Origin of the sequence: Micromonospora sp. NPDC051006, assembly GCF_044456245.1 — a bacterium.
GTDB lineage: Bacteria > Actinomycetota > Actinomycetes > Mycobacteriales > Micromonosporaceae > Micromonospora.
The window spans coordinates 63,510-81,861 of record NZ_JBITFP010000010.1; the positions used below are offsets into that span (position 1 = coordinate 63,510).

Annotated in this window: 16 protein-coding genes; 5 read left to right on the forward strand and 11 right to left on the reverse strand. The window is 71.7% G+C overall.

All coding sequences use genetic code 11. From position 1 onward, the window contains the following. Positions 1-12: 12 nt before the first annotated feature. On the forward strand, positions 13-306 hold the full coding sequence (locus ACIBBA_RS17595; protein WP_396698373.1) for an antibiotic biosynthesis monooxygenase family protein: 294 nt from the start codon (positions 13-15) through the stop codon (positions 304-306). A 112-nt stretch (positions 307-418) separates the two neighbouring features. Here ACIBBA_RS17595 and ACIBBA_RS17600 read toward each other — a convergent pair whose 3' ends face one another. The 4 genes from ACIBBA_RS17600 to uvrB form a co-directional block, all read right to left on the reverse strand. Then, the gene (locus tag ACIBBA_RS17600) at positions 419-1,279 is read right to left on the reverse strand and encodes a helix-turn-helix domain-containing protein (RefSeq protein ID WP_396698375.1); all 861 of its coding nucleotides are present in this window, start codon (positions 1,277-1,279) and stop codon (positions 419-421) included. Positions 1,280-1,557: 278 nt separating this feature from the next. Continuing rightward, positions 1,558-1,926, reverse strand: coding sequence for a VOC family protein (locus ACIBBA_RS17605; RefSeq protein ID WP_396698377.1), 369 nt, complete (start codon positions 1,924-1,926; stop codon positions 1,558-1,560). A gap of 74 nt (positions 1,927-2,000) precedes the next feature. After that, the gene (locus ACIBBA_RS17610) at positions 2,001-2,927 is read right to left on the reverse strand and encodes a helix-turn-helix domain-containing protein (protein ID WP_396698379.1); all 927 of its coding nucleotides are present in this window, start codon (positions 2,925-2,927) and stop codon (positions 2,001-2,003) included. Positions 2,928-2,930: 3 nt separating this feature from the next. Next, positions 2,931-5,042, reverse strand: coding sequence for an excinuclease ABC subunit UvrB (gene uvrB / locus ACIBBA_RS17615; RefSeq protein WP_350872604.1), 2,112 nt, complete (start codon positions 5,040-5,042; stop codon positions 2,931-2,933). A 300-nt stretch (positions 5,043-5,342) separates the two neighbouring features. On the opposite strand from uvrB, the gene ACIBBA_RS17620 reads away from it, so the two are divergent. Then, entirely contained in the window at positions 5,343-6,914 is a 1,572-nt protein-coding gene (locus tag ACIBBA_RS17620) for a hypothetical protein (RefSeq protein ID WP_396698382.1), read from the forward strand. Positions 6,915-6,942: 28 nt separating this feature from the next. Here ACIBBA_RS17620 and coaE read toward each other — a convergent pair whose 3' ends face one another. Beyond that, positions 6,943-8,124, reverse strand: coding sequence for a dephospho-CoA kinase (gene coaE / locus ACIBBA_RS17625; RefSeq protein ID WP_396698384.1), 1,182 nt, complete (start codon positions 8,122-8,124; stop codon positions 6,943-6,945). Positions 8,125-8,313: 189 nt separating this feature from the next. Then, the gene (gene rpsA / locus ACIBBA_RS17630; RefSeq protein ID WP_350872599.1) at positions 8,314-9,810 is read right to left on the reverse strand and encodes a 30S ribosomal protein S1; all 1,497 of its coding nucleotides are present in this window, start codon (positions 9,808-9,810) and stop codon (positions 8,314-8,316) included. 381 nt (positions 9,811-10,191) lie between these two features. Between rpsA and ACIBBA_RS17635 the strand changes: the two genes are divergently transcribed. The 3 genes from ACIBBA_RS17635 (at position 10,192) to ACIBBA_RS17645 (ending at position 11,740) form a co-directional block, all read left to right on the forward strand. Then, positions 10,192-10,998, forward strand: coding sequence for a class I SAM-dependent methyltransferase (locus tag ACIBBA_RS17635; RefSeq protein WP_396698386.1), 807 nt, complete (start codon positions 10,192-10,194; stop codon positions 10,996-10,998). A 102-nt stretch (positions 10,999-11,100) separates the two neighbouring features. Next, the gene (locus tag ACIBBA_RS17640; protein WP_350872596.1) at positions 11,101-11,322 is read left to right on the forward strand and encodes a DUF2945 domain-containing protein; all 222 of its coding nucleotides are present in this window, start codon (positions 11,101-11,103) and stop codon (positions 11,320-11,322) included. Next, positions 11,309-11,740 (forward strand): DUF3140 domain-containing protein, encoded by a 432-nt coding sequence (locus ACIBBA_RS17645; RefSeq protein WP_396698388.1) that lies wholly within the window; start codon positions 11,309-11,311, stop codon positions 11,738-11,740. Before ACIBBA_RS17640 ends, ACIBBA_RS17645 begins: the two co-directional genes overlap by 14 nt. A gap of 9 nt (positions 11,741-11,749) precedes the next feature. On the opposite strand, the gene polA is transcribed toward ACIBBA_RS17645, so the two are convergent. The 5 genes from polA to ACIBBA_RS17670 all read right to left on the reverse strand — a co-directional run bounded on the left by polA (position 11,750) and on the right by ACIBBA_RS17670 (position 18,333). Further along, positions 11,750-14,449, reverse strand: coding sequence for a DNA polymerase I (gene polA / locus ACIBBA_RS17650; protein WP_396698390.1), 2,700 nt, complete (start codon positions 14,447-14,449; stop codon positions 11,750-11,752). 112 nt (positions 14,450-14,561) lie between these two features. Then, positions 14,562-15,275, reverse strand: coding sequence for an ABC transporter ATP-binding protein (locus tag ACIBBA_RS17655; RefSeq protein WP_396698392.1), 714 nt, complete (start codon positions 15,273-15,275; stop codon positions 14,562-14,564). Then, positions 15,262-16,203 (reverse strand): ABC transporter ATP-binding protein, encoded by a 942-nt coding sequence (locus ACIBBA_RS17660; protein ID WP_396698394.1) that lies wholly within the window; start codon positions 16,201-16,203, stop codon positions 15,262-15,264. Before ACIBBA_RS17660 ends, ACIBBA_RS17655 begins: the two co-directional genes overlap by 14 nt. Beyond that, complete coding sequence (locus ACIBBA_RS17665) at positions 16,196-17,353, reverse strand: branched-chain amino acid ABC transporter permease (RefSeq protein ID WP_396698396.1); 1,158 nt, start codon at positions 17,351-17,353, stop codon at positions 16,196-16,198. Before ACIBBA_RS17665 ends, ACIBBA_RS17660 begins: the two co-directional genes overlap by 8 nt. Further along, positions 17,350-18,333, reverse strand: coding sequence for a branched-chain amino acid ABC transporter permease (locus ACIBBA_RS17670; RefSeq protein WP_396698398.1), 984 nt, complete (start codon positions 18,331-18,333; stop codon positions 17,350-17,352). The genes ACIBBA_RS17665 and ACIBBA_RS17670 overlap by 4 nt, the downstream gene beginning before the upstream one ends. Between the last annotated feature and the right edge of the window lie 19 nt (positions 18,334-18,352).

Here is an 18,352-nt window from a genome sequence, read left to right on the forward strand (position 1 = left end):
GAGGCTTCCGGCATGGTGCTTGAGGTCGCGCTGATCGACGTACTGCCCGGCAACGAGGACGCGTTCGCCGCCGCGTACGCCCAGGGGCATCCGGTGCTCGCCGGCACGCCCGGCTGCCGGTCGGTCCGGATGACCCGGGGAATCGAGTCCCCGTCCCGGTTCGTGCTGCTGGTCGAGTGGGACTCGGTCGAGGCACACAACGAGAACTTCCGCGGCACCGAGCGGTTCACCCGGTGGCGGGAGCTGATCGGCCCACACTTCGCCAGCCCGCCACACGTCGAACACTTCCTCGACGTGCCGGCCTGACCGCAGCTGTCGTACCCGTCGCCTACCGTGCGGACGCACGCGCGGACCACCGGTCCCGACGGGCTCGGGGGCGCCGGGCCCGGTGACCGCGCGAGCCGGGCGGCGCGCCCGCTCAGTCGCCGATGCCGCGGGCCAGCGCGGTCACCGTCTCCTCCGCCGGGAGCGCGGCGTCCAGCAGCGCCTCGGTTAGCCGGTCGTACCGGTCGACATCCGCGACGGTGGCCAGCCGCACGTCGGTGGTGAGCGCCTCCAGCATCACGGTGCGGGGGTCCGCCGGGTCGGGAAAGGCATAGCAGGAGTACGGCGTGAGCGCATGCAGGCCGCCGTGCGCCACCGCACCACGGGGCAGCAGCCGCACGGTCACGTTCGACAGCCCGGTCAACGCCACCAGGTGCCGCACCTGCTCCCGCCAGACCTCGACCGGCATCTCCCCCGGGTCGCAGACGGCTTCGGCCAGCAGCGCGGTGTACCGGGGCGGGTCGGCCCGACGCAGCACCTCCTGCCGCACCGCGCGGGCGCGCACCTCCGCGTCCACATCGACCTCCGGGTCGAGCGTGGCGCCGGCAGCGATCCGCAGCCGGGCGTACGCGGGCGTCTGCAGCAGCCCCGGCACGACGGCCGGCTGATACTCGACGATGCGCGCCGCACCCGCCTCAAGTTCGGCGTAGGTGCGCTGCCGCTCCCCCATCTCGCCCAGCGCCTTCCACCAGCCCCGGCTGGTGGCGGCGTCCCGGGCGATGACGATGAGCGCGTCCCGGGTCGACGTCGGCACCTGGTAGACGTCCAGCAGGTCGAGCACGTCGGCCAGGTCAGGACGGCTCTGGCCCAGCTCGATGCGGGACAGCTTGGACGTGGAGGCCCACCCCAGCCGGTCGCAGACCTGTTCCAGGGTCAACGCTTCGCGCCGGCGCAGCTGGCGCAGCTCGGCGCCGAGTCGCACACGGCGAATGACAGGACTCGTTGGCAACGGCATTCCCGGCCTCCCCACCGAGGGAGATTACGCAGGACCGTCACCCACTGCAATACCTCGCTCGCGCAACGCAATCAAAGCCGATCGGCCCCGCCGCCGCCCCGGCCCCCTCCGGCGCCGTATCCGGCCTGGTCATCGACCCGCCGAGGCGCGATCGGACACGATGCCGGGGCCGATCAGCGGTGGGCCCCGCCGGGTCGGCGGCTCGCGACCGGCTCCCCGACGAAGCACGGCTCAGGGTCGGTAGGCGGCTCGCGACCGGCTCCCCGACGAAGCGCGGCTCAGGGTCGGTAGGTGCCGAAGCTCCACACGTTGCCGTCGAGGTCGCGGGCGGCGTAGTCGCGGGAGCCGTAGTCGGTGTCGGCGGGTTCCCGGATGATCTCCGCGCCTGCGGCGCGCGCCCGGGCGCAGTGCGCGTCGACGTCGTCGACCGCCACGTACAACGCCCAGTCGTCCTCGGCCGGCCGCGGGCGCGACGTGGACCTCTCGCCGAGCATGATCATGCCGGTGTCCAGGACGAGTTCGGCGTGCGCCACCGTGCCGTCCGGCGCGTCGTGCACGGCGTGGACCTGGAAGCCGAACGCGGCCCGGAGCCAGTCGACGGCCGCCCGGGCATCGGGGTAGCGGAAGACGGGATAGAGGGTTCGCATACCGCCGAGTCTGGCGCCGTCGCGGCGGCGAGTATTGGACGAATGTGACCTCCCCCGCGGGCCCCAGGGTCGCGCTACGTCCGGGATGTCGGGGCCTCAGCAGCGGCGAGCAGAGCGGTCGGGGTGTCCCCGGCGAACTCGCGGAATTCCCGGATCAGGTGCGACTGGTCGTAGTAGCCGTGGCGGGCCGCCACCTCGGCCCAGCCGCCGGCCACCACCGCCGACCCTCCCTGGCCCGACCCGGCGGAGAGCCCGCCCGGCCCGACGGCCAAGGCCCCCGATGGCCCGGTAGAAGTGTCACCCGTTGGCAGCGGCGGGGCGGCCAGCGCCGCGTAGGCGTGCTGGAAGCGCAGCAGCCGGGCGGTGGTCTTCGGCGGCAGCCCCACCTCGTGGCGGAACCGGGCGGCCAGGTGGCGTCGGCTCCAGCCCAGCTCGTCGGCGAGCGACCCGATGCCGACCCGCCCACCGCTGGCCGTCAGCCGCCGCCACGCCCAGGCCACCCGGGCGTCCACCGGCGTCGAGCCGGCCAGCCGGGCGGTGATCGCCGCGTCGAGCAGCGCGAACCGCTGCGGCCAGGTGACCGCCGAGGCGAGCCGGTCTCGGAGCCGGTCGAGCCAGCCGCCGGGGAGCGCGGCCGCGCCGACCGCCCGGTTGGTCAGCTCGCCGAGCGGCACACCCAGGATCCGCCGGGCGGCCAGCGGCGCGAGCAGAAGCTCGGCTCCCTGGCCGACGCCGATCGTGCGGGTGGTGCACCAGCGGTCGAAGGTGCCGGCGACGAAGGAGTCGACGCGGTAGGCGCTCCGCTCGTCGCTGTGCGGGACGACCACGTCGAGCGGAGCGCCCCAGCCGAGGATGAGCACCACGAACGCGCCGGCGACCTCTCGGCGGACCAGTGGCAGATCGGCGCGTTCGCGGTAGCCGACGTACCGGTCGACGAACGGGCGAAGCCGGGCGTCGGGCAGGCCCAGCACCACCTCACCGACCGGCGCGAGGGCCGCCATCGGTCACTTCACCCCGGTGGCGTCCATGCCGCGCAGCTCCTTCTTCAGGTCGACGACCTCGTCACGGATCCGCGCGGCCAGCTCGAACTGCAGCTCCCGCGCGGCGGCGAGCATCTGGTCGTTGAGCTCCTGGATGAGCTGGGCCAGGTCGGCCCGGGCCATCCCCTCGCGGGAGGTGCCGCCGGTGGCGGCCCGGCCACGGCTGCGGGTCTCCTTGACCGGCGCCTTGCCCCGGGACAGCTGCCGCACCGCGCCGCCGACCCGGGTGTTCTGCTCGGTGTCCTCGGCCTCGCGGTAGATGTCGTCCAGGATGTCGTGGATCTTCTTGCGCAGCGGCTCGGGGCTGATGCCGTGCGCCTCGTTGTGCGCGGTCTGCTTCTCGCGCCGACGGTTGGTCTCGTCGATCGCGTCCGCCATCGACGGCGTGATCTTGTCGGCGTACATGTGCACCTGGCCGGAGACGTTTCGGGCGGCCCGGCCGATGGTCTGGATCAGCGACCGGCCGCTGCGCAGGAACCCCTCCTTGTCGGCGTCGAGGATCGCCACCAGGGACACCTCGGGCAGGTCGAGGCCCTCCCGGAGCAGGTTGATGCCGACCAGCACGTCGTAGTCGCCCTTGCGCAGCTCGCGCAGCAGCTCCACCCGGCGCAGGGTGTCGACCTCGGAGTGCAGGTAACGCACCCGGATGCCGTTCTCCAGGAGGTAGTCGGACAGGTCCTCGGCCATCTTCTTGGTCAGCGTGGTGACCAGGACCCGCTCGTCGCGCTCGGTACGCAGCTTGATCTCGTGCATCAGGTCGTCGATCTGGCCCTTGGTCGGCTTGACGATGACCTCGGGGTCGATCAGACCGGTCGGGCGGATCACCTGCTCGACGAACTCGCCCTGGGCCTGCTCCAACTCCCACGGGCCCGGGGTCGCGGAGAGGTAGACCATCTGGCCGACCCGCTCCAGGAACTCGTCGAAGCGCAGTGGCCGGTTGTCGGCGGCGCTGGGCAGCCGGAAGCCGTGGTCGATGAGCATCCGCTTACGCGACGCGTCGCCCTCGTACATGCCGCCGATCTGCGGGATCGTCACGTGCGACTCGTCGACCACGGTGAGGAAGTCGTCGGGGAAGTAGTCGAGCAGGCAGTGCGGCGGGCTGCCGGGCAGCCGCCCGTCCATGTGCATCGAGTAGTTCTCGATGCCGGAGCAGAACCCGACCTGGCGCATCATCTCGATGTCGTAGGTGGTGCGCATCCGCAGCCGCTGCGCCTCGAGCAGCTTGCCCTGCCGCTCCAGCTCGGCCAGCCGCTCGGCCAGCTCGACCTCGATGTCGCGAATCGCCCGCTCCATCCGCTCCGGGCCGGCGGCGTAGTGCGTGGCGGGGAAGATCACCAGCTGGTCGACCTCGCGGACCACGTCACCGGTGAGCGGGTTGAGGTAGTAGAGCTTCTCCACCTCGTCGCCGAAGAGCTCCACCCGGACGGCGAGCTCCTCGTAGGCCGGGATGATCTCCAGCGTGTCGCCGCGGACCCGGAAGGTGCCCCGGTTGAAGGCCATGTCGTTGCGGGTGTACTGGATGTCGACCAGCCGGCGCAGCAGCTGGTCGCGGTCGAGCTCCTGCCCGACGGCGACCCGGACCGCGCGGTCGAGGTATTCCTCAGGTGTGCCCAGGCCGTAGATCGCCGAGACGGTGGCCACCACGATCACGTCGCGGCGGGTGAGCAGCGACATGGTCGCCGAGTGCCGCAGCCGCTCCACCTCCTCGTTGATCGAGGAGTCCTTCTCGATGTAGGTGTCGGTCTGCGGGATGTAGGCCTCGGGCTGGTAGTAGTCGTAGTAGGAGACGAAGTATTCGACGGCGTTGTGCGGCAGCAGCTCGCTGAACTCCTTGGCCAGCTGCGCGCAGAGTGTCTTGTTGGGCGCCAGCACCAGGGTCGGCCGCTGCAACCGCTCGATCAGCCACGCCGTGGTGGCGCTCTTGCCGGTGCCGGTCGCGCCCAGCAGCACGGTGTTGCGGTCGCCGCGCCGGACCCGGCGCTCCAGGTCGTCGATGGCCGCCGGCTGGTCACCGGCGGGCTGAAATTCACTGACGACCTGGAAGCGGCCGTCCAGCCGGGGAATGTCGAGCGCCATGACCTCAACGGTACGCCGGAGGTCCGACACGATCCGCCGTCTCGGGGAGGCACCTGATCAGCTTCGATATTCCATTGTGTGGCACATGCCACCCGGCTACGCTCTTTCCGTAGGCCGCTCGCGGCGGCCGACCGGGCCGGTGGCCCAGCCGTCATCACGGCAGGCCACCCCCGGCACAGGGGTCGCAGCACCCGGCGTGCCCGGCGTGCGCACCCGTGGTGGTCGCGCTCGAGGCGCTGACCGGCCGCCGCGAGCGCCCCTATTCGTCACCCCACCCGTGTCCCGCCCGTTCAACAACGCGTGGACACGTCCCCCGCCCGGGCCGCTCGCCCGGACCCCCCGACGACCTCTCCGGCCGACCGACCCCGGCCGACCGGCTCCGCCGTCCCGGCCATTTCTGCCCTGGCGACCCCCGCGGTTTCGCCCGGCGGAGGCGGCGGCCCCGACGACTCCGGGTTCCTGCCCCGGGTCACCAGCCGCCGCCGGCGGGGTCTGCTGGCGCTGCTCGGCGGGGTCGCTGTCCTCTCCGCTGTGGGCCTGGTGCTCGGGTTGCTCAGCTGGGCTCCCGATCCGGTCGAACCGCCCCGGGCGCTGACCGTCCCCGAGAGCGAACGGCTGGCCGCGGTACGGGTCACCAACTACCGCGACCTGCGCGCCGGGCTGCACGTGACGGTCGGCGACGGGGCGGCCCGCACCGAGCTGGTGGGCTGGGTCGACTGGTCCCGCCCGCTGCTCTACCTCGACGTCGGCGGACCGGGCGCGGGCGCGGAGCGCGGCCTGCTCCAGGCCACCCCGTCGGTGCTGGTGATCCGCCCCGACCCGGCGGCGGTACCCACTGCGGCGCCGCCTCCGCTGGTGCCGCCCGCCGACCGCTGGCGGCTGCACGACCTGCCCGCCGGGGGCGCCCTGGCGCCCGTGCTCAAGCTGCTCTTCGGCCTCGCCGCCGACCGCGCGGAACCCCCCGCGGCGTTGCGTGGGTCCGGTGCCCGCTGGGTGCGCCAGGAGAGCCTGGCGGCCGGGCCGGTGGACGTCCTGGCCGCGCCGCTGCCGGCACCCGCCGTCGCGGGCACGCCGAGTCCGGCGGCCGATCCGGACGACCTGCCGCGGTACTGGGTGGACCGGGAGGCCCGGCTGCACCGGCTGACCGCCCGGCTGTCCGGCTCGGGGCCGGTGACCGTGACGCTGAACCGGACGGACCGGCCGACCCTGCGCCCGGTCGACGCCCTCGGTGGTCGACCCGGGCTGCCCCGCGCGCTGACCGCCGGCGAGCAGGCCCGACTGGACCGCCTGCCCGGGCGGTTGCGAGCCCGTGGCGGCGCGACGGCGACGCTCACCGCCCCGGTCGGGCGGGAGACGAACCTGCGCGGGGCGGGCTGGCTGAGTTGGAGCGCCGGCGCCGCCTACCTGGCGGTGACCGACCTCGGCGTACCGGATCGCCGAACGCTGCTGCGCCGGGACCGGGCCGGGAGCTCCCGGGCGGACGTGCCTGCCGCCGGTGACCCGGAGCAGCCGGGCCGGCCCCCACTGCCGCCGCCGTCCGGCGCCACCTGGCGCTCGCCGCGGGTCGGGTCGGACGAGCTGACCGTGCTGGTCGACGCGGCCCTCGCCGCGGGCCGCACGGCGCCGTCCGGCTCGCCGGTGCGGCTGCGGCAGGACACTCTGGCCGGGCGGACGGTGGACGTAATCGAGCTGGGTACCTCCCGGACCCGGCTGCGTTACTGGATCGACCGGGCGGGCCTGCTGCGCCGGGTCGAGCTGCACACCCGGCCGGGCGTCTGGGCGCAGCTGGACCTCAGTCCCGGCACGGTGCCCCGGCTGCCCGCGCCGCAGCGGCCGGCCGGCCGGGCCCCGACGGCGGCATCGGGCCGCTGACCGGGCCGGAGCATCGGCGGCCCGGCGGTCAGGGCCGCCAGCCGGTCTGCGCCGCCCACTCCTCGGCGCGCAGGTGCTCCTCGTCGAACCACGGGTCCTTCGCGGTGGTGTAGGTGGTGCTGTCCGGCGCGGTCGCCGCCAGCTCCCGCTTGAGCAGCAGGTACGCGGACCGCTGGTCCGGATCGGCGCGCAGGTGGTCGCGGGTCAGCAGCGCGTACCGCCAGCCCGGGGAGTCCGCCGCGCGGATGTGCAGGTTGACCGGGCGGCCCGGGTCGGCACTGGCGTGCAGCCGCTTGTCCCAACGGCCCCGGCCGGCCGCCCGGGGGCTGTCCCACCACTGGCCCGGCATGCGCGGGAAGCCGGCGTCGGCCAGCCGCTGGACGAGCGGCCCGTCGGCCTCGGCGAGGGTCGGCACGGTGAGCTGGATGTCGATGACGTCCTTCGCGGCCAGCTTGGGCACGGCGGTGGAGCCGATGTGGTCGATCCGCCACTCGGCCGGGGCGATCGCGCGCCGGATCCGGGCGGCCAGCCGGTCGTACTGCTGCGGCCAGGTCGGGTCCGGCTCGGCCAGCCGAACCTGCTCCGGTTGGGCCACCCGCCGCTCGCGCAGGTTCCGCTCGTAGGGCAGCAGCCGGTTCTGCCAGAGCGCGTCGACCGCGTCGTGCAGCTCGGCCAGGCTGCCGTCGTTGGTCAGCAGCACATCGGCCACCGCCCGCCGGCGGGCGTCGTCGGCCTGCGCGGCGATCCGTCGCTCGGCCTCCGCCCGATCCATCCCCCGGTCGCGGGCCAGCCGCTCCAGCCGGGTCGGCACGGCCGTCTGCACCACGACCACCAGGTGGTACGTGGGCGCGAGCCCCACCTCGACCAGGAGCGGCACGTCGTTGACCACGACCGCGTCGGGCGCCGCCGTGACGGCCAGCTCGGCGGTCCGGGCCCGTACCCGGGGGTGGGTGATCGCCTCCAACCGGCGGCGGGCAGCCTCGTCGGCGAAGACCAGCGCGCCGAGCGCCGGGCGGTCGAGACTGCCGTCGGCGGCCAGCACCCCCGGGGAGAAGGCCTCGACGATCTCGGCGAGCCCCGGGGTGCCCGGCGCGACCACCTCACGGGCCACCTGATCGGCGTCGATCAGCAGCGCGCCGAGCGCTGCGAGCCGGGCCGCCACGGCGCTCTTGCCCGACCCGATCCCGCCGGTCAACCCCACCATCAGCACGGCACCAGTCAACCTGATCAAGCCCGCCCTGCCAACCGGCCGGCCCTGTGCGGGGCGGGCGTCGGCGGAAACGGCGAGGGCCCCGCCGCCGGCGATCGGATGATCGCCGGGACGGGGCCCGTCGTCGTCAGCAACGGCTCCAGGGCACTGCGCGGCGTCAGACGCACCGAGCTGGAGTCGTCATTCGGGTCACTTGCCCCCGGCGAGCTTCTCCCGCAGAGCGGCGAGCGCCTCGTCGGTGGCCAGGGTGCCGGCCGGCTCCTCGGCCTGCCGGCTCGGGGCCGGGCTGGTCGAGGAGGTGGTGCCACCACCGGCGGGAACGACCGGAGTCGGGTTGGCAGCGGCCTCGGCGTCGGCGGCGCGGGAGTTCTGCACCTGCTTGGTGTGCGCCTCCCAGCGCTGACGAGCCTCGGCGTACTGGTTCTCCCAGGTCTCGCGCTGCTTGTCGTAGCCCTCGAGCCACTCGCCCGTCTCCGGGTCGAAGCCCTCGGGGTAGATGTAGTTGCCCTCGGTGTCGTAGGTCGCCGCCATGCCGTAGAGGGTCGGGTCGAAGTGCTCCTCGCCCTCGACGAAGCCCTCGTTGGCCTGCTTGAGCGACAGCGAGATCCGGCGACGCTCGAGGTCGATGTCGATGACCTTGACCATGACCTCGGAGCCGACCTGGACGACCTGCTCCGGGATCTCCACGTGGCGCTCGGCCAGCTCGGAGATGTGGACCAGGCCCTCGATGCCGTCGTCGACCCGGACGAACGCGCCGAACGGCACCAGCTTGGTGACCTTACCCGGCACGATCTGCTGGATCGCGTGGGTGCGGGCGAACTGCCGCCACGGGTCCTCCTGCGTCGCCTTCAGCGACAGCGAGACCCGCTCGCGGTCCAGGTCGACGTCCAGGACCTCGACCTCGACCTCCTGGCCCACCTCGACGACCTCGGACGGGTGGTCGATGTGCTTCCAGGAGAGCTCGGAGACGTGCACCAGACCGTCGACGCCGCCGAGGTCGACGAACGCGCCGAAGTTGACGATCGAGGACACGACGCCCTTGCGGACCTGGCCCTTCTGGAGCTTGTTGAGGAACTCGGTGCGCACCTCGGACTGGGTCTGCTCCAGCCAGGCCCGGCGGGACAGGACCACGTTGTTGCGGTTCTTGTCCAGCTCGATGATCTTGGCCTCGAGCTCGCGCCCGACGTACGGCTGCAGGTCCCGCACGCGCCGCATCTCGACCAGGGAGGCGGGCAGGAAGCCGCGCAGCCCGATGTCGAGGATGAGGCCACCCTTGACCACCTCGATGACCGAGCCGCGGACGACGCCGTCCTCGTCCTTGATCTTCTCGATCGTGCCCCAGGCCCGCTCGTACTGAGCGCGCTTCTTCGAGAGGATCAGACGCCCCTCCTTGTCCTCCTTCTGGAGGACAAGGGCCTCGATGTGATCGCCAACCGAGACCACTTCGGCCGGGTCCACGTCGTGCTTGATCGACAGCTCACGAGAGGGGATGACACCCTCGGTCTTGTAGCCGATGTCGAGCAGGACCTCGTCCCGGTCGACCTTGACGACGGTGCCTTCGACAATGTCGCCGTCGTTGAAGTACTTGATGGTCTCGTCGATCGCGGCGAGGAAAGCTTCCTCGGAGCCGAGGTCGTCGACGGTGACCTTGGTGGCGCTCGAGGGGGCCTCGATGCTGCTCGTCATGTGGGCGGTTGCTCCGGTCGGATGGGTTGTCACTGCAGGCTGGTGTCGCGGTGACCCTGTCGCGCCAGCGGATCCGTCGTCGGGCACACCGAACGACTGCCAAGTGAGAATTGATGTGGCGCCGTCAGGTGGCTTCGTCGACCGCGCACCTGCTCCCTGCCGAGGCACACGATCCGCGAGCGCATCGTCAAGCCTACCCTGCGCATTACCACAGCGTGCAAGCCCTCCCGTCTGGTCGTCGCCTCGTGACCTGCGAAAGCCGAGAAATCACCCGGAATCCGTCCCACCTGTCTCGCGCGTCACATCTGTCACGCTACTTACCTCGGCCGCCACGCCGGGCCCAGCCGCGATCGCGGCGTCGATGAGCCCTAGCGTGAGCGGGTGGACGACGACAGCCGGGTGACCCGGCGCCGGGTCAGTGACACCGAGGCCCGCCGGGCCAACCGCGGGTGGTGGGACGCCGACGCCGACGACTACCAGGCCGAGCACGGGGCGTTCCTTGGCGAGGTGGACTTCGTCTGGTGCCCGGAGGGGGTGCGCGAGGCCGACGTCCGGCTGCTCGGCGAGCTGACCGGCCGCCGCATCCTGGAGGTCGGCGCCGGGGCCGCGGCCGCTGCCCGGTGGCTGGCCACCCAGGGCGCCCGGCCGGTCGCGATGGACCTGTCCGCCGGCATGTTGCGGCACGCCGCGCTCGCCGCCGAGCGCAGCGGCGTACGCGTGCCGCTGGTGCAGGCCGACGCGCTCGCCCTGCCCTTCGCCGACGAGGCGTTCGACACCGCCTGCACGGCGTTCGGGGCGATCCCGTTCGTGGCCGACTCCGCCGCGCTGATGCGGGAGGTGTACCGGGTGCTGCGCCCCGGCGCCCGCTGGGTCTACTCGGTCACCCACCCGATGCGGTGGATCTTCCTCGACGACCCGGGCGAGGGCGGGCTGCGGGCGGTGCACTCCTACTTCGACCGCGCCCCCTACGTCGAGCAGGACGACGCCGGGGTGGCCAGCTACGTGGAGCAGCACCGCACCCTCGGCGACCGGATCCGGGAGCTGGTCGACGCCGGTTTCCGGCTGGTCGACCTGGTGGAGCCGGAGTGGCCGGCGGGACACGAGGGGATCTGGGGGCAGTGGAGCCCACTGCGCGGGCGGCTCTTCCCCGGCACCGCGATCTTCGTGGCCGAGAAGCCCGCCGGCTGAGCGCGGTCGCCACCACGGGATGAGCACCCACGGCGCCGCGCAGGCGGCCCGGGAGCCGCTGGCTGGCCGTTTCGGCCGGCGGGGCCCGGGTAGCCACCGCGTATGGCCGAGCAGAGGGAATTCCGCGAGGGCGACCACGTCTCCTGGGCCAGTCACAGCGGCCGGGCGTACGGCGTGGTCAAGGAGAAGCTGGTCGACCGGACGCATGTGCGCGGGCACGCCGTGAACGCCTCGCAGGACGAGCCGCAGTACCGGATCCGCAACGACGACTCGGGCCGCGACGTCGCCCACCGACCGGAGGTGTTGCGCCATGAGTCGACGTGACGACGGCCGCGACACCTACCGGGAGTTCACCGAGGCGGTCAACATGAAGCCCGGCGAGCTGTCGAAGTGGCTGGAGAGCGACGAGTCCAAGCACGTCGGCTGGCGCAGGAAGGGCGGCGGAGGCGGTGAGTCGGTCGGGCACGAGTCCGGCCGGCGGATCATCGGTCTGCTGCGCCGCAAGCGCGCCGAACTCTCCGAGGCCGACTTCAAGCACATGCGGAAGGTGGTCGGATACGTCCGCCGGCACATGGCGCAACGGCCGAGCGGCGACGTCCGGGACACCCGGTGGCGGTACTCCCTGATGAACTGGGGGCACGACCCGCTCAAGGCGCCGCTGCCGCCGCCCGGCGGCCCGTCCCGGCGGGCCCTCGACCGCCGCGGCGCCCCGCCGGAGTCACGCCGGGGCCCGGGACGGTAGACCCGCCGATCAGTGGTCGGCGCTGTTCCAGTCGCGACCCTCGCCGACGGAGACCTCCAGCGGCACCGAGAGCGGATGCGCGGCACCCATCTCGCGGCGGACCAGTTCCTCGAGCGCCTGCCGCTCGCCCGGGGCCGCCTCGAAGACCAGCTCGTCGTGCACCTGCAGCAGCATCCGCGAGCGCAGCCCGGCCTCGCGCAGGGCGGTGTCGACCCGCAGCATGGCTACCTTGATGATGTCGGCCGCGGAGCCCTGGATAGGGGCGTTGAGCGCCATCCGCTCGGCGATCTCACGCCGCTGCCGGTTGTCGCTGACCAGGTCGGGCAGGTAGCGGCGGCGACCCAGGATGGTCGAGGTGTAGCCGTCGCGGCGGGCCCGGGCGACCACCTCCTGCAGGTAGTCGCGCACCCCGCCGAACCCGGCGAAGTAGTTCTCCATCAGCCCGCGCGCCTCCTCGGCGCTGATCCCGAGCTGCTGGGAGAGCCCGAACGCGCTCAACCCGTAGGCCAGGCCGTAGTTCATCGCCTTGATCTTGCGCCGCTGGTCGGGGGTGACCTCGGTGAGCGGCACCTCGAACACCGACGACGCGGTCGCGGCGTGGAAGTCGGCGCCGGAGTTGAACGCGTCGATCAGCGCGTCGTCGGAGGAGAGGTGCGCCATGATCCGCATCTCGATCTGGCTGTAGTCGGCGGTGAGCAGGCAGTCGTAGCCCTCCCCCACCACGAAGGCGCGGCGGATCCGCCGCCCCTCCTCGGTGCGGATGGGGATGTTCTGCAGGTTGGGCTCGGTCGAGGAGAGCCGACCGGTGGCGGCCACCGTCTGGTTGAACGTGGTGTGGATCCGGGCGTCGTCGGAGACCGACTTGAGCAGACCGTCGACGGTGGACTTCAGCTTGGCCACGTCGCGGTGCCGCAGCAGGTGCGCCAGCACCGGGTGCGGGTTCTGCGCGTAGAGCCACTGCAGGGCGTCGGCGTCAGTGGTGTAACCGGTCTTGATCTTCTTGGTCTTCGGCAGGCCCAGCTCGGTGAAGAGGATCTCCTGCAACTGCTTGGGCGAGCCCAGGTTGAACTCCCGCCCGACCGCCTCGTAGGCGCCCTGCGCGGCGGCCTTCACCTCGGCGGCGAAGTGCGCCTCCAGCTCGGAGAGGTAGTGCGTGTCGGCGGCGATGCCGGTGCGCTCTATCGCGGCGAGCACCCGCATCAGCGGCAGCTCCACGCCGGACATCAGCCGGGCGGACTGCTCACCGTCGCGGGAGAGCTCGGCGTCGATCGCGTCGGCCAGGTCGAGGGTGGCCCGGGCCTGGAGCATCAGGTTCTGCTCGGCCTCGCCGTCGCCGCCGAGCCCGTCGAGGGTCAGCTGGCCGGTCTCGGGCGCGTCGACCCGCAGCTCGCGGTGCAGGTAGCGCAGGGCGAGGTCGGTCAGGTCGTAGGAACGCTGGTCAGGGCGGGCCAGGTAGGCGGCGATCTGGGTGTCGCGGACCACCCCGTCCAGCGGCCAGCCGCGCGCGGCCAACGCCAGCAGCGCCGGCTTGGCGTCGTGCAGCACCTTGGGGCGCTCGCCGTCGCCCAGCCAGCCGGTCAGCGCCGCCTCGTCGGCCGGGTCGAGCCGACTCGGGTCGAACCAGGCCGCGGCCCCGCCGGCGGAGGCCAGGGCCATGCCGAGCAGGTCGGCGGTGTGCCGGCGGTTGGGGCCGGTGTCGAGCTTGACCGCCACGCCGACCGGGGTGCCGGCCGGGGCGTGCGCGGCGAGCCAGCCGGTCAACGCGCCCGGCTCGGTGAGCACCTCGCCGGCCAGGTCGAAGCCCGACTCGGCCTCCGGCTCGACCGACTCCAGATATTGGTAGAGGCGGTCGCGCAGGATGCGGAACTCCAGGGTGTCGAAGACCTGGTGCACCGCCTCCCGGTCCCAACCGGCCCAGCGGGAATCCTCCGGGCGCAGCGGCAGCTCCAGGTCGGAGACCAGGCAGTTGATCTCGTAGTTGCGGATCACGTCGGCGAGCCGCTCGCGCAGACTGTCGCCGGCCTTGCCCTTGATCTCGTCGGCCCGGGCGACGACACCCTCCACGCCGCCGTACATGTTGATCCACTTGGCGGCGGTCTTCGGGCCGACCCCGGGCACACCGGGCAGGTTGTCGCTGGTCTCGCCGACCAGGGCGGCCAGGTCGCGGTAGCGCTGCGGGCCGACGCCGTACTTCGTCTCGACGGCCGCCGGGTCCATCCGGGCCAGGTCGGAGACGCCCTTGCGCGGGTAGAGCACGGTGACCTGGTCGCCCACCAGCTGGAACGCGTCGCGGTCGCCGGTGGTGATCAGCACCTGCATGCCCTGGTCACGGGCCTGGCAGGCGAGGGTGGCGATGACGTCGTCGGCCTCGTAGCCGGGCATCTCGACCACCGGGATGCGCAGCGCCGCCAGGACCTCCTTGACCAGGCTGACCTGGCCCTTGAAGTCGGTCGGGGTCTCGCTGCGGCCGGCCTTGTATTCCGCGTAGCGGTCGGTGCGGAACGAGTGGCGGGACACGTCGAACGCCACGACGATGTGGGTCGGCTGCTCGTCGCGCAGCACGTTGATCAGCATCGAGGTGAAGCCGTAGACGGCGTTTGTCGGCTGCCCCGTCGTGGTGGAGAAGTTCTCCACCGGCAGGGCGAAGAAAGCCCGGTATGCCAGGGAGTGTCCGTCGACGAGGAGCAGGCGCGGCGTCGTAGCTGTCACGAGGCGACTCTAGCCCGTACCACCGACATCCCCCGCCTGCGGCACCACCGGGAAAAACGCCGGACGGCCGCCCACCCGGGAGACCCGGGGGACGGCCGTCCGCGCTGTGACGTCAGGCGACGCCGAGGTACGCCTCCTTGACCGCCGGGTCGTGCAGCAGGTCCTCGCCGGACCCCTCCTTCACGATCTGACCGGTCTCCAGCACGTACCCCCGGTGTGCCCGGGAGAGCGCCTGCTGGGCGTTCTGCTCCACCAGCAGGATCGTCGTGCCCTGCTGGTTGATCTCCGTGATGATGTCGAAGATCTGCCGGATCACCATCGGGGCCAGACCCATCGACGGCTCGTCCAGCAGCAGCAGCTTCGGCCGGCTCATCAGCGCCCGACCGACCGCGAGCATCTGCTGCTCACCGCCGGAGAGCGTGCCGCCGGCCTGCTTGCGCCGCTCGGCCAGCCGCGGGAAGAGGGTCAGCACCCGGTCCAGGTCGGCGGCGATGCCGGCGGAGTCCCGCCGGGTGTACGCCCCCATGTCCAGGTTCTCCATCACCGTCATGCCCGGGAAGATCTGCCGACCCTCCGGCGACTGACACAGCCCCCGGACCACCCGCAGGTCGGCCCGGAGCTTGCTGATGTCCTCACCGTTGAAGGTGATCTTCCCGCCGGAGAGCGAACGGGTGCCGGAGATGGCCCGCATGGTGGTGGTCTTGCCGGCGCCGTTCGCGCCGATCAGGGCCACCACCTCGCCCTCGTTCACGGTGAGGCTGATGCCGTGCAGCGCCTCGATCCGGCCGTAGGAGACGGTGACGTTCTCGAGCTCAAGCAGCGTCATCGACGGACTCCCCCAGGTACGCGGCGATCACCTTCGGATCGCGGCTGACCTCCGCGGGCGCACCCTCGGCGATCTTGCGGCCGAACTCCAGCACCACGATCCGGTCGGTGACCCCCATGACCAGCCGCATGTCGTGCTCGATGAGCAGCACGGTCAGGCCCATGTCACGGATCTTGCGGATCAGGGTGAGGAGTTCCTCCTTCTCCGCCGGGTTGAAGCCGGCGGCCGGCTCGTCCAGGCAGATCAGCTTCGGCTCGGTGGCCAACGCCCGGGCGATCTCCAGGCGACGCTGGTAGCCGTACGGCAGATTGCGCGCCTCGTCGTTGGCCCGGTCGGCGATCCCGACGAAGCGCAGCAGCGCCAGGGCCTTCGCCTCGGCGGCCCGCTCCTCCAGGATGTGCCGGGACAGCCCGAACGTCTTCGCGCACGACCGCCGCACCTGCTGCCAGGTCCGGGCGATCCCGGACTCGGCGGTGACCTGCGGCAACTCCTCCGGCTTCGGCCGAACCCGGTAGAGCCGGAACAGCGCCCCGGGCACGCTCGTCTTGTGTCGGGAGTCCGTGCCGACCATCACGTTCTCGAGCGCGGTCATCTCCGGGAACAGGCGGATGTTCTGGAACGTCCGGGAGATGCCCAACTGGCTGATCTGGTGCGGCTTGCGGCCGGTCACCCGCTGACCGCGGAACCGGACCGCCCCGGAGGTCGGCTTGTACACCCCGGTCATCACGTTGAAGCTGGTCGTCTTGCCGGCACCGTTCGGCCCGATGAGGCCGAGGATCTCACCCTCGTAGATCTGGAAATTGATCTTGTCGAGGGCGACGACGCCGCCGAAGCGAAGCGTGACGTCGTCGACTTCGAGCAGTACCGGCCGCGGTCCCGCCTGAGTCGGGATCTTCGGCGACGCCGTGCTGGTGGTTTCGTCAGACATGAGCGGGCGCCTCCTCTGCCTCAGCCGCACGGTCCTTCAACTCGCGGGCACGCCGCCGACTCGGGACCAGGCCCTGCGGACGCAGGATCATCACCAGCACCATGGCCAGACCGAAGACCAGCCACCGGTAGTCGGCGAAGTCGCGGAACCGCTCCGGCAGGTACGCCAGCAGCACCGCGCCGAGCGAGACTCCGATCATGTTGCCGGAGCCACCGACCACGACCATGGCGACGAAGAGGATGGAGAGGTTCGCGTTGAACTGGGTCGGGTCGATGAACGCGTTCCGGCTACCGAAGAGGAAGCCCGACAGGCCGCCGAGCGCCGCACCGATGGCGAACGCCCAGAGCTTGAACTTGAACGGGTACACACCCATCACCGCCGCGGCGTCCTCGTCCTCCCGCACCGCCAGCCACGCGCGGCCGACCCGGCTGCGCTCCAGCCGGCGGACCAGGAACACCATGATCAGCACGAAGGTGATGGCCAGCCAGTACCAGGGCTTCGCGTCGATCAGGCCGAAGACCTTGTTGTCCGCCGACGGCGCACCCTCCGGACCGGGAATGGCCGAGATGCCCACCGGACCGTTGGTCAGCCCGGTGGCGTTACGGGCCACGATCCGGATGATCTCGCCGAAGCCCAGCGTCACGATGGCCAGGTAGTCACCGCGCAGCCGCAGCGTCGGCCAACCCAGCAGCACCCCGGAGATCATCGTCAGCACGATCGCGATGAACAAGCAGATCGCCCAGGTCACCGCCCAGGTCGGCGGCAGGTCGAACTCCTGCTGGATCCACTTCACCACCGGCGAGTTCACCGAGCCGAACAGCGCCACGCTGTACGCCCCGATGGCGAAGAAGCCGATGTAGCCCAGGTCGAGCAGGCCGGCGAGGCCGACCACCACGTTCAGACCGATCGCGACCAGCACGTAGATGGCGCAGACGAAGAGCACGCCCGCCCAGTTGTTGCCGCCCTCGATCGAGTCGGTACGCAACCAGGTCAGGCCCGGAATGCCGAGCAGCGGCAGGTAGTAGAGGATCGCCACGAAGGCGACCAGCCCGAGGGCCTGCTGCCACTTCGTGAGCGCCCGCCAGCGGTCGCCGACCGTGGTCAGCAGGTTCACCCGGCGGCGATCAGCGGAGCGAATCTTGTCGATCATGCGCGGGCCCTCCCGAGCGACTCGCCCAACAGACCGGTCGGCCGGAACATCAGCACCACGATCAGCACCACGAAGGCGATGACGTCCTCCCAGTTGGACGCGAAGAGCGTGGCGCCGTAGACCTCGACGATGCCGAGGAAGAGGCCGCCCAGCAGCGCGCCGCGCAGGTTACCGATGCCGCCCAGGACGGCGGCGGTGAACGCCTTGAGGCCGAGCACGAAGCCAATGCTGTTCTGGGTGAAGCCGAACCGCATGCTCCACAACAGAGCGGCGGCGCCGGCCATGATCCCACCGAGCACGAAGATCAGCATGATCACGCGCTCCTGGTTGACACCCATCAGCGCGGCGGTCTCCGGGTTCTGGGCCACCGCCCGCACACCCCGGCCGTAGCGGGTGCGGTTGATGAACCAGTCCAGCAGCGCCATCATCGCCACTGCCGCGACGAGGACGATCAGCTGGATGTTCGTGATCGCCGTGTTGCCGATGGTGAACAGGGTCTCCTGCTGGATGATCGTCGGCATACCGACGATCTGCCGGGGCCGGCCGAACGCGGCCGGCAGCACGCCACCGAGCAACTTCGGCAGCACCTGCCCGAAGAGCTCCACGAACACCAGCGACAGACCGATCGCGGTGATCAGGAAGATCAGCGGCGGCGCGTTCTTACGCCGCAACGGTCGGTAGGCGACCCGCTCGAGCGCCAGGGCCGTACCGCCCGAGGCGACCGCCGCGACGATCAGGCCGAGCACCAGGAACAGGATCGCCTGGCCGATCGGCGGGTTATTTTCCACCCCGAGCTGGTTCCACAGGATCAGCACCGCGAAGGTACCGACCATGAACACCTCGGAGTGCGCAAAGTTGATCAGGCGCAGAACGCCGTAGACGAGGGTGTAGCCAAGGGCGATCAGGGCGTAGATGGCGCCCTTGGAAAGGCCGTCGACCGTGTGCTGGCCGAGATGGCCGATCAGTTCATCGAAATGCACCGGGGGTCTCCTTGAATCG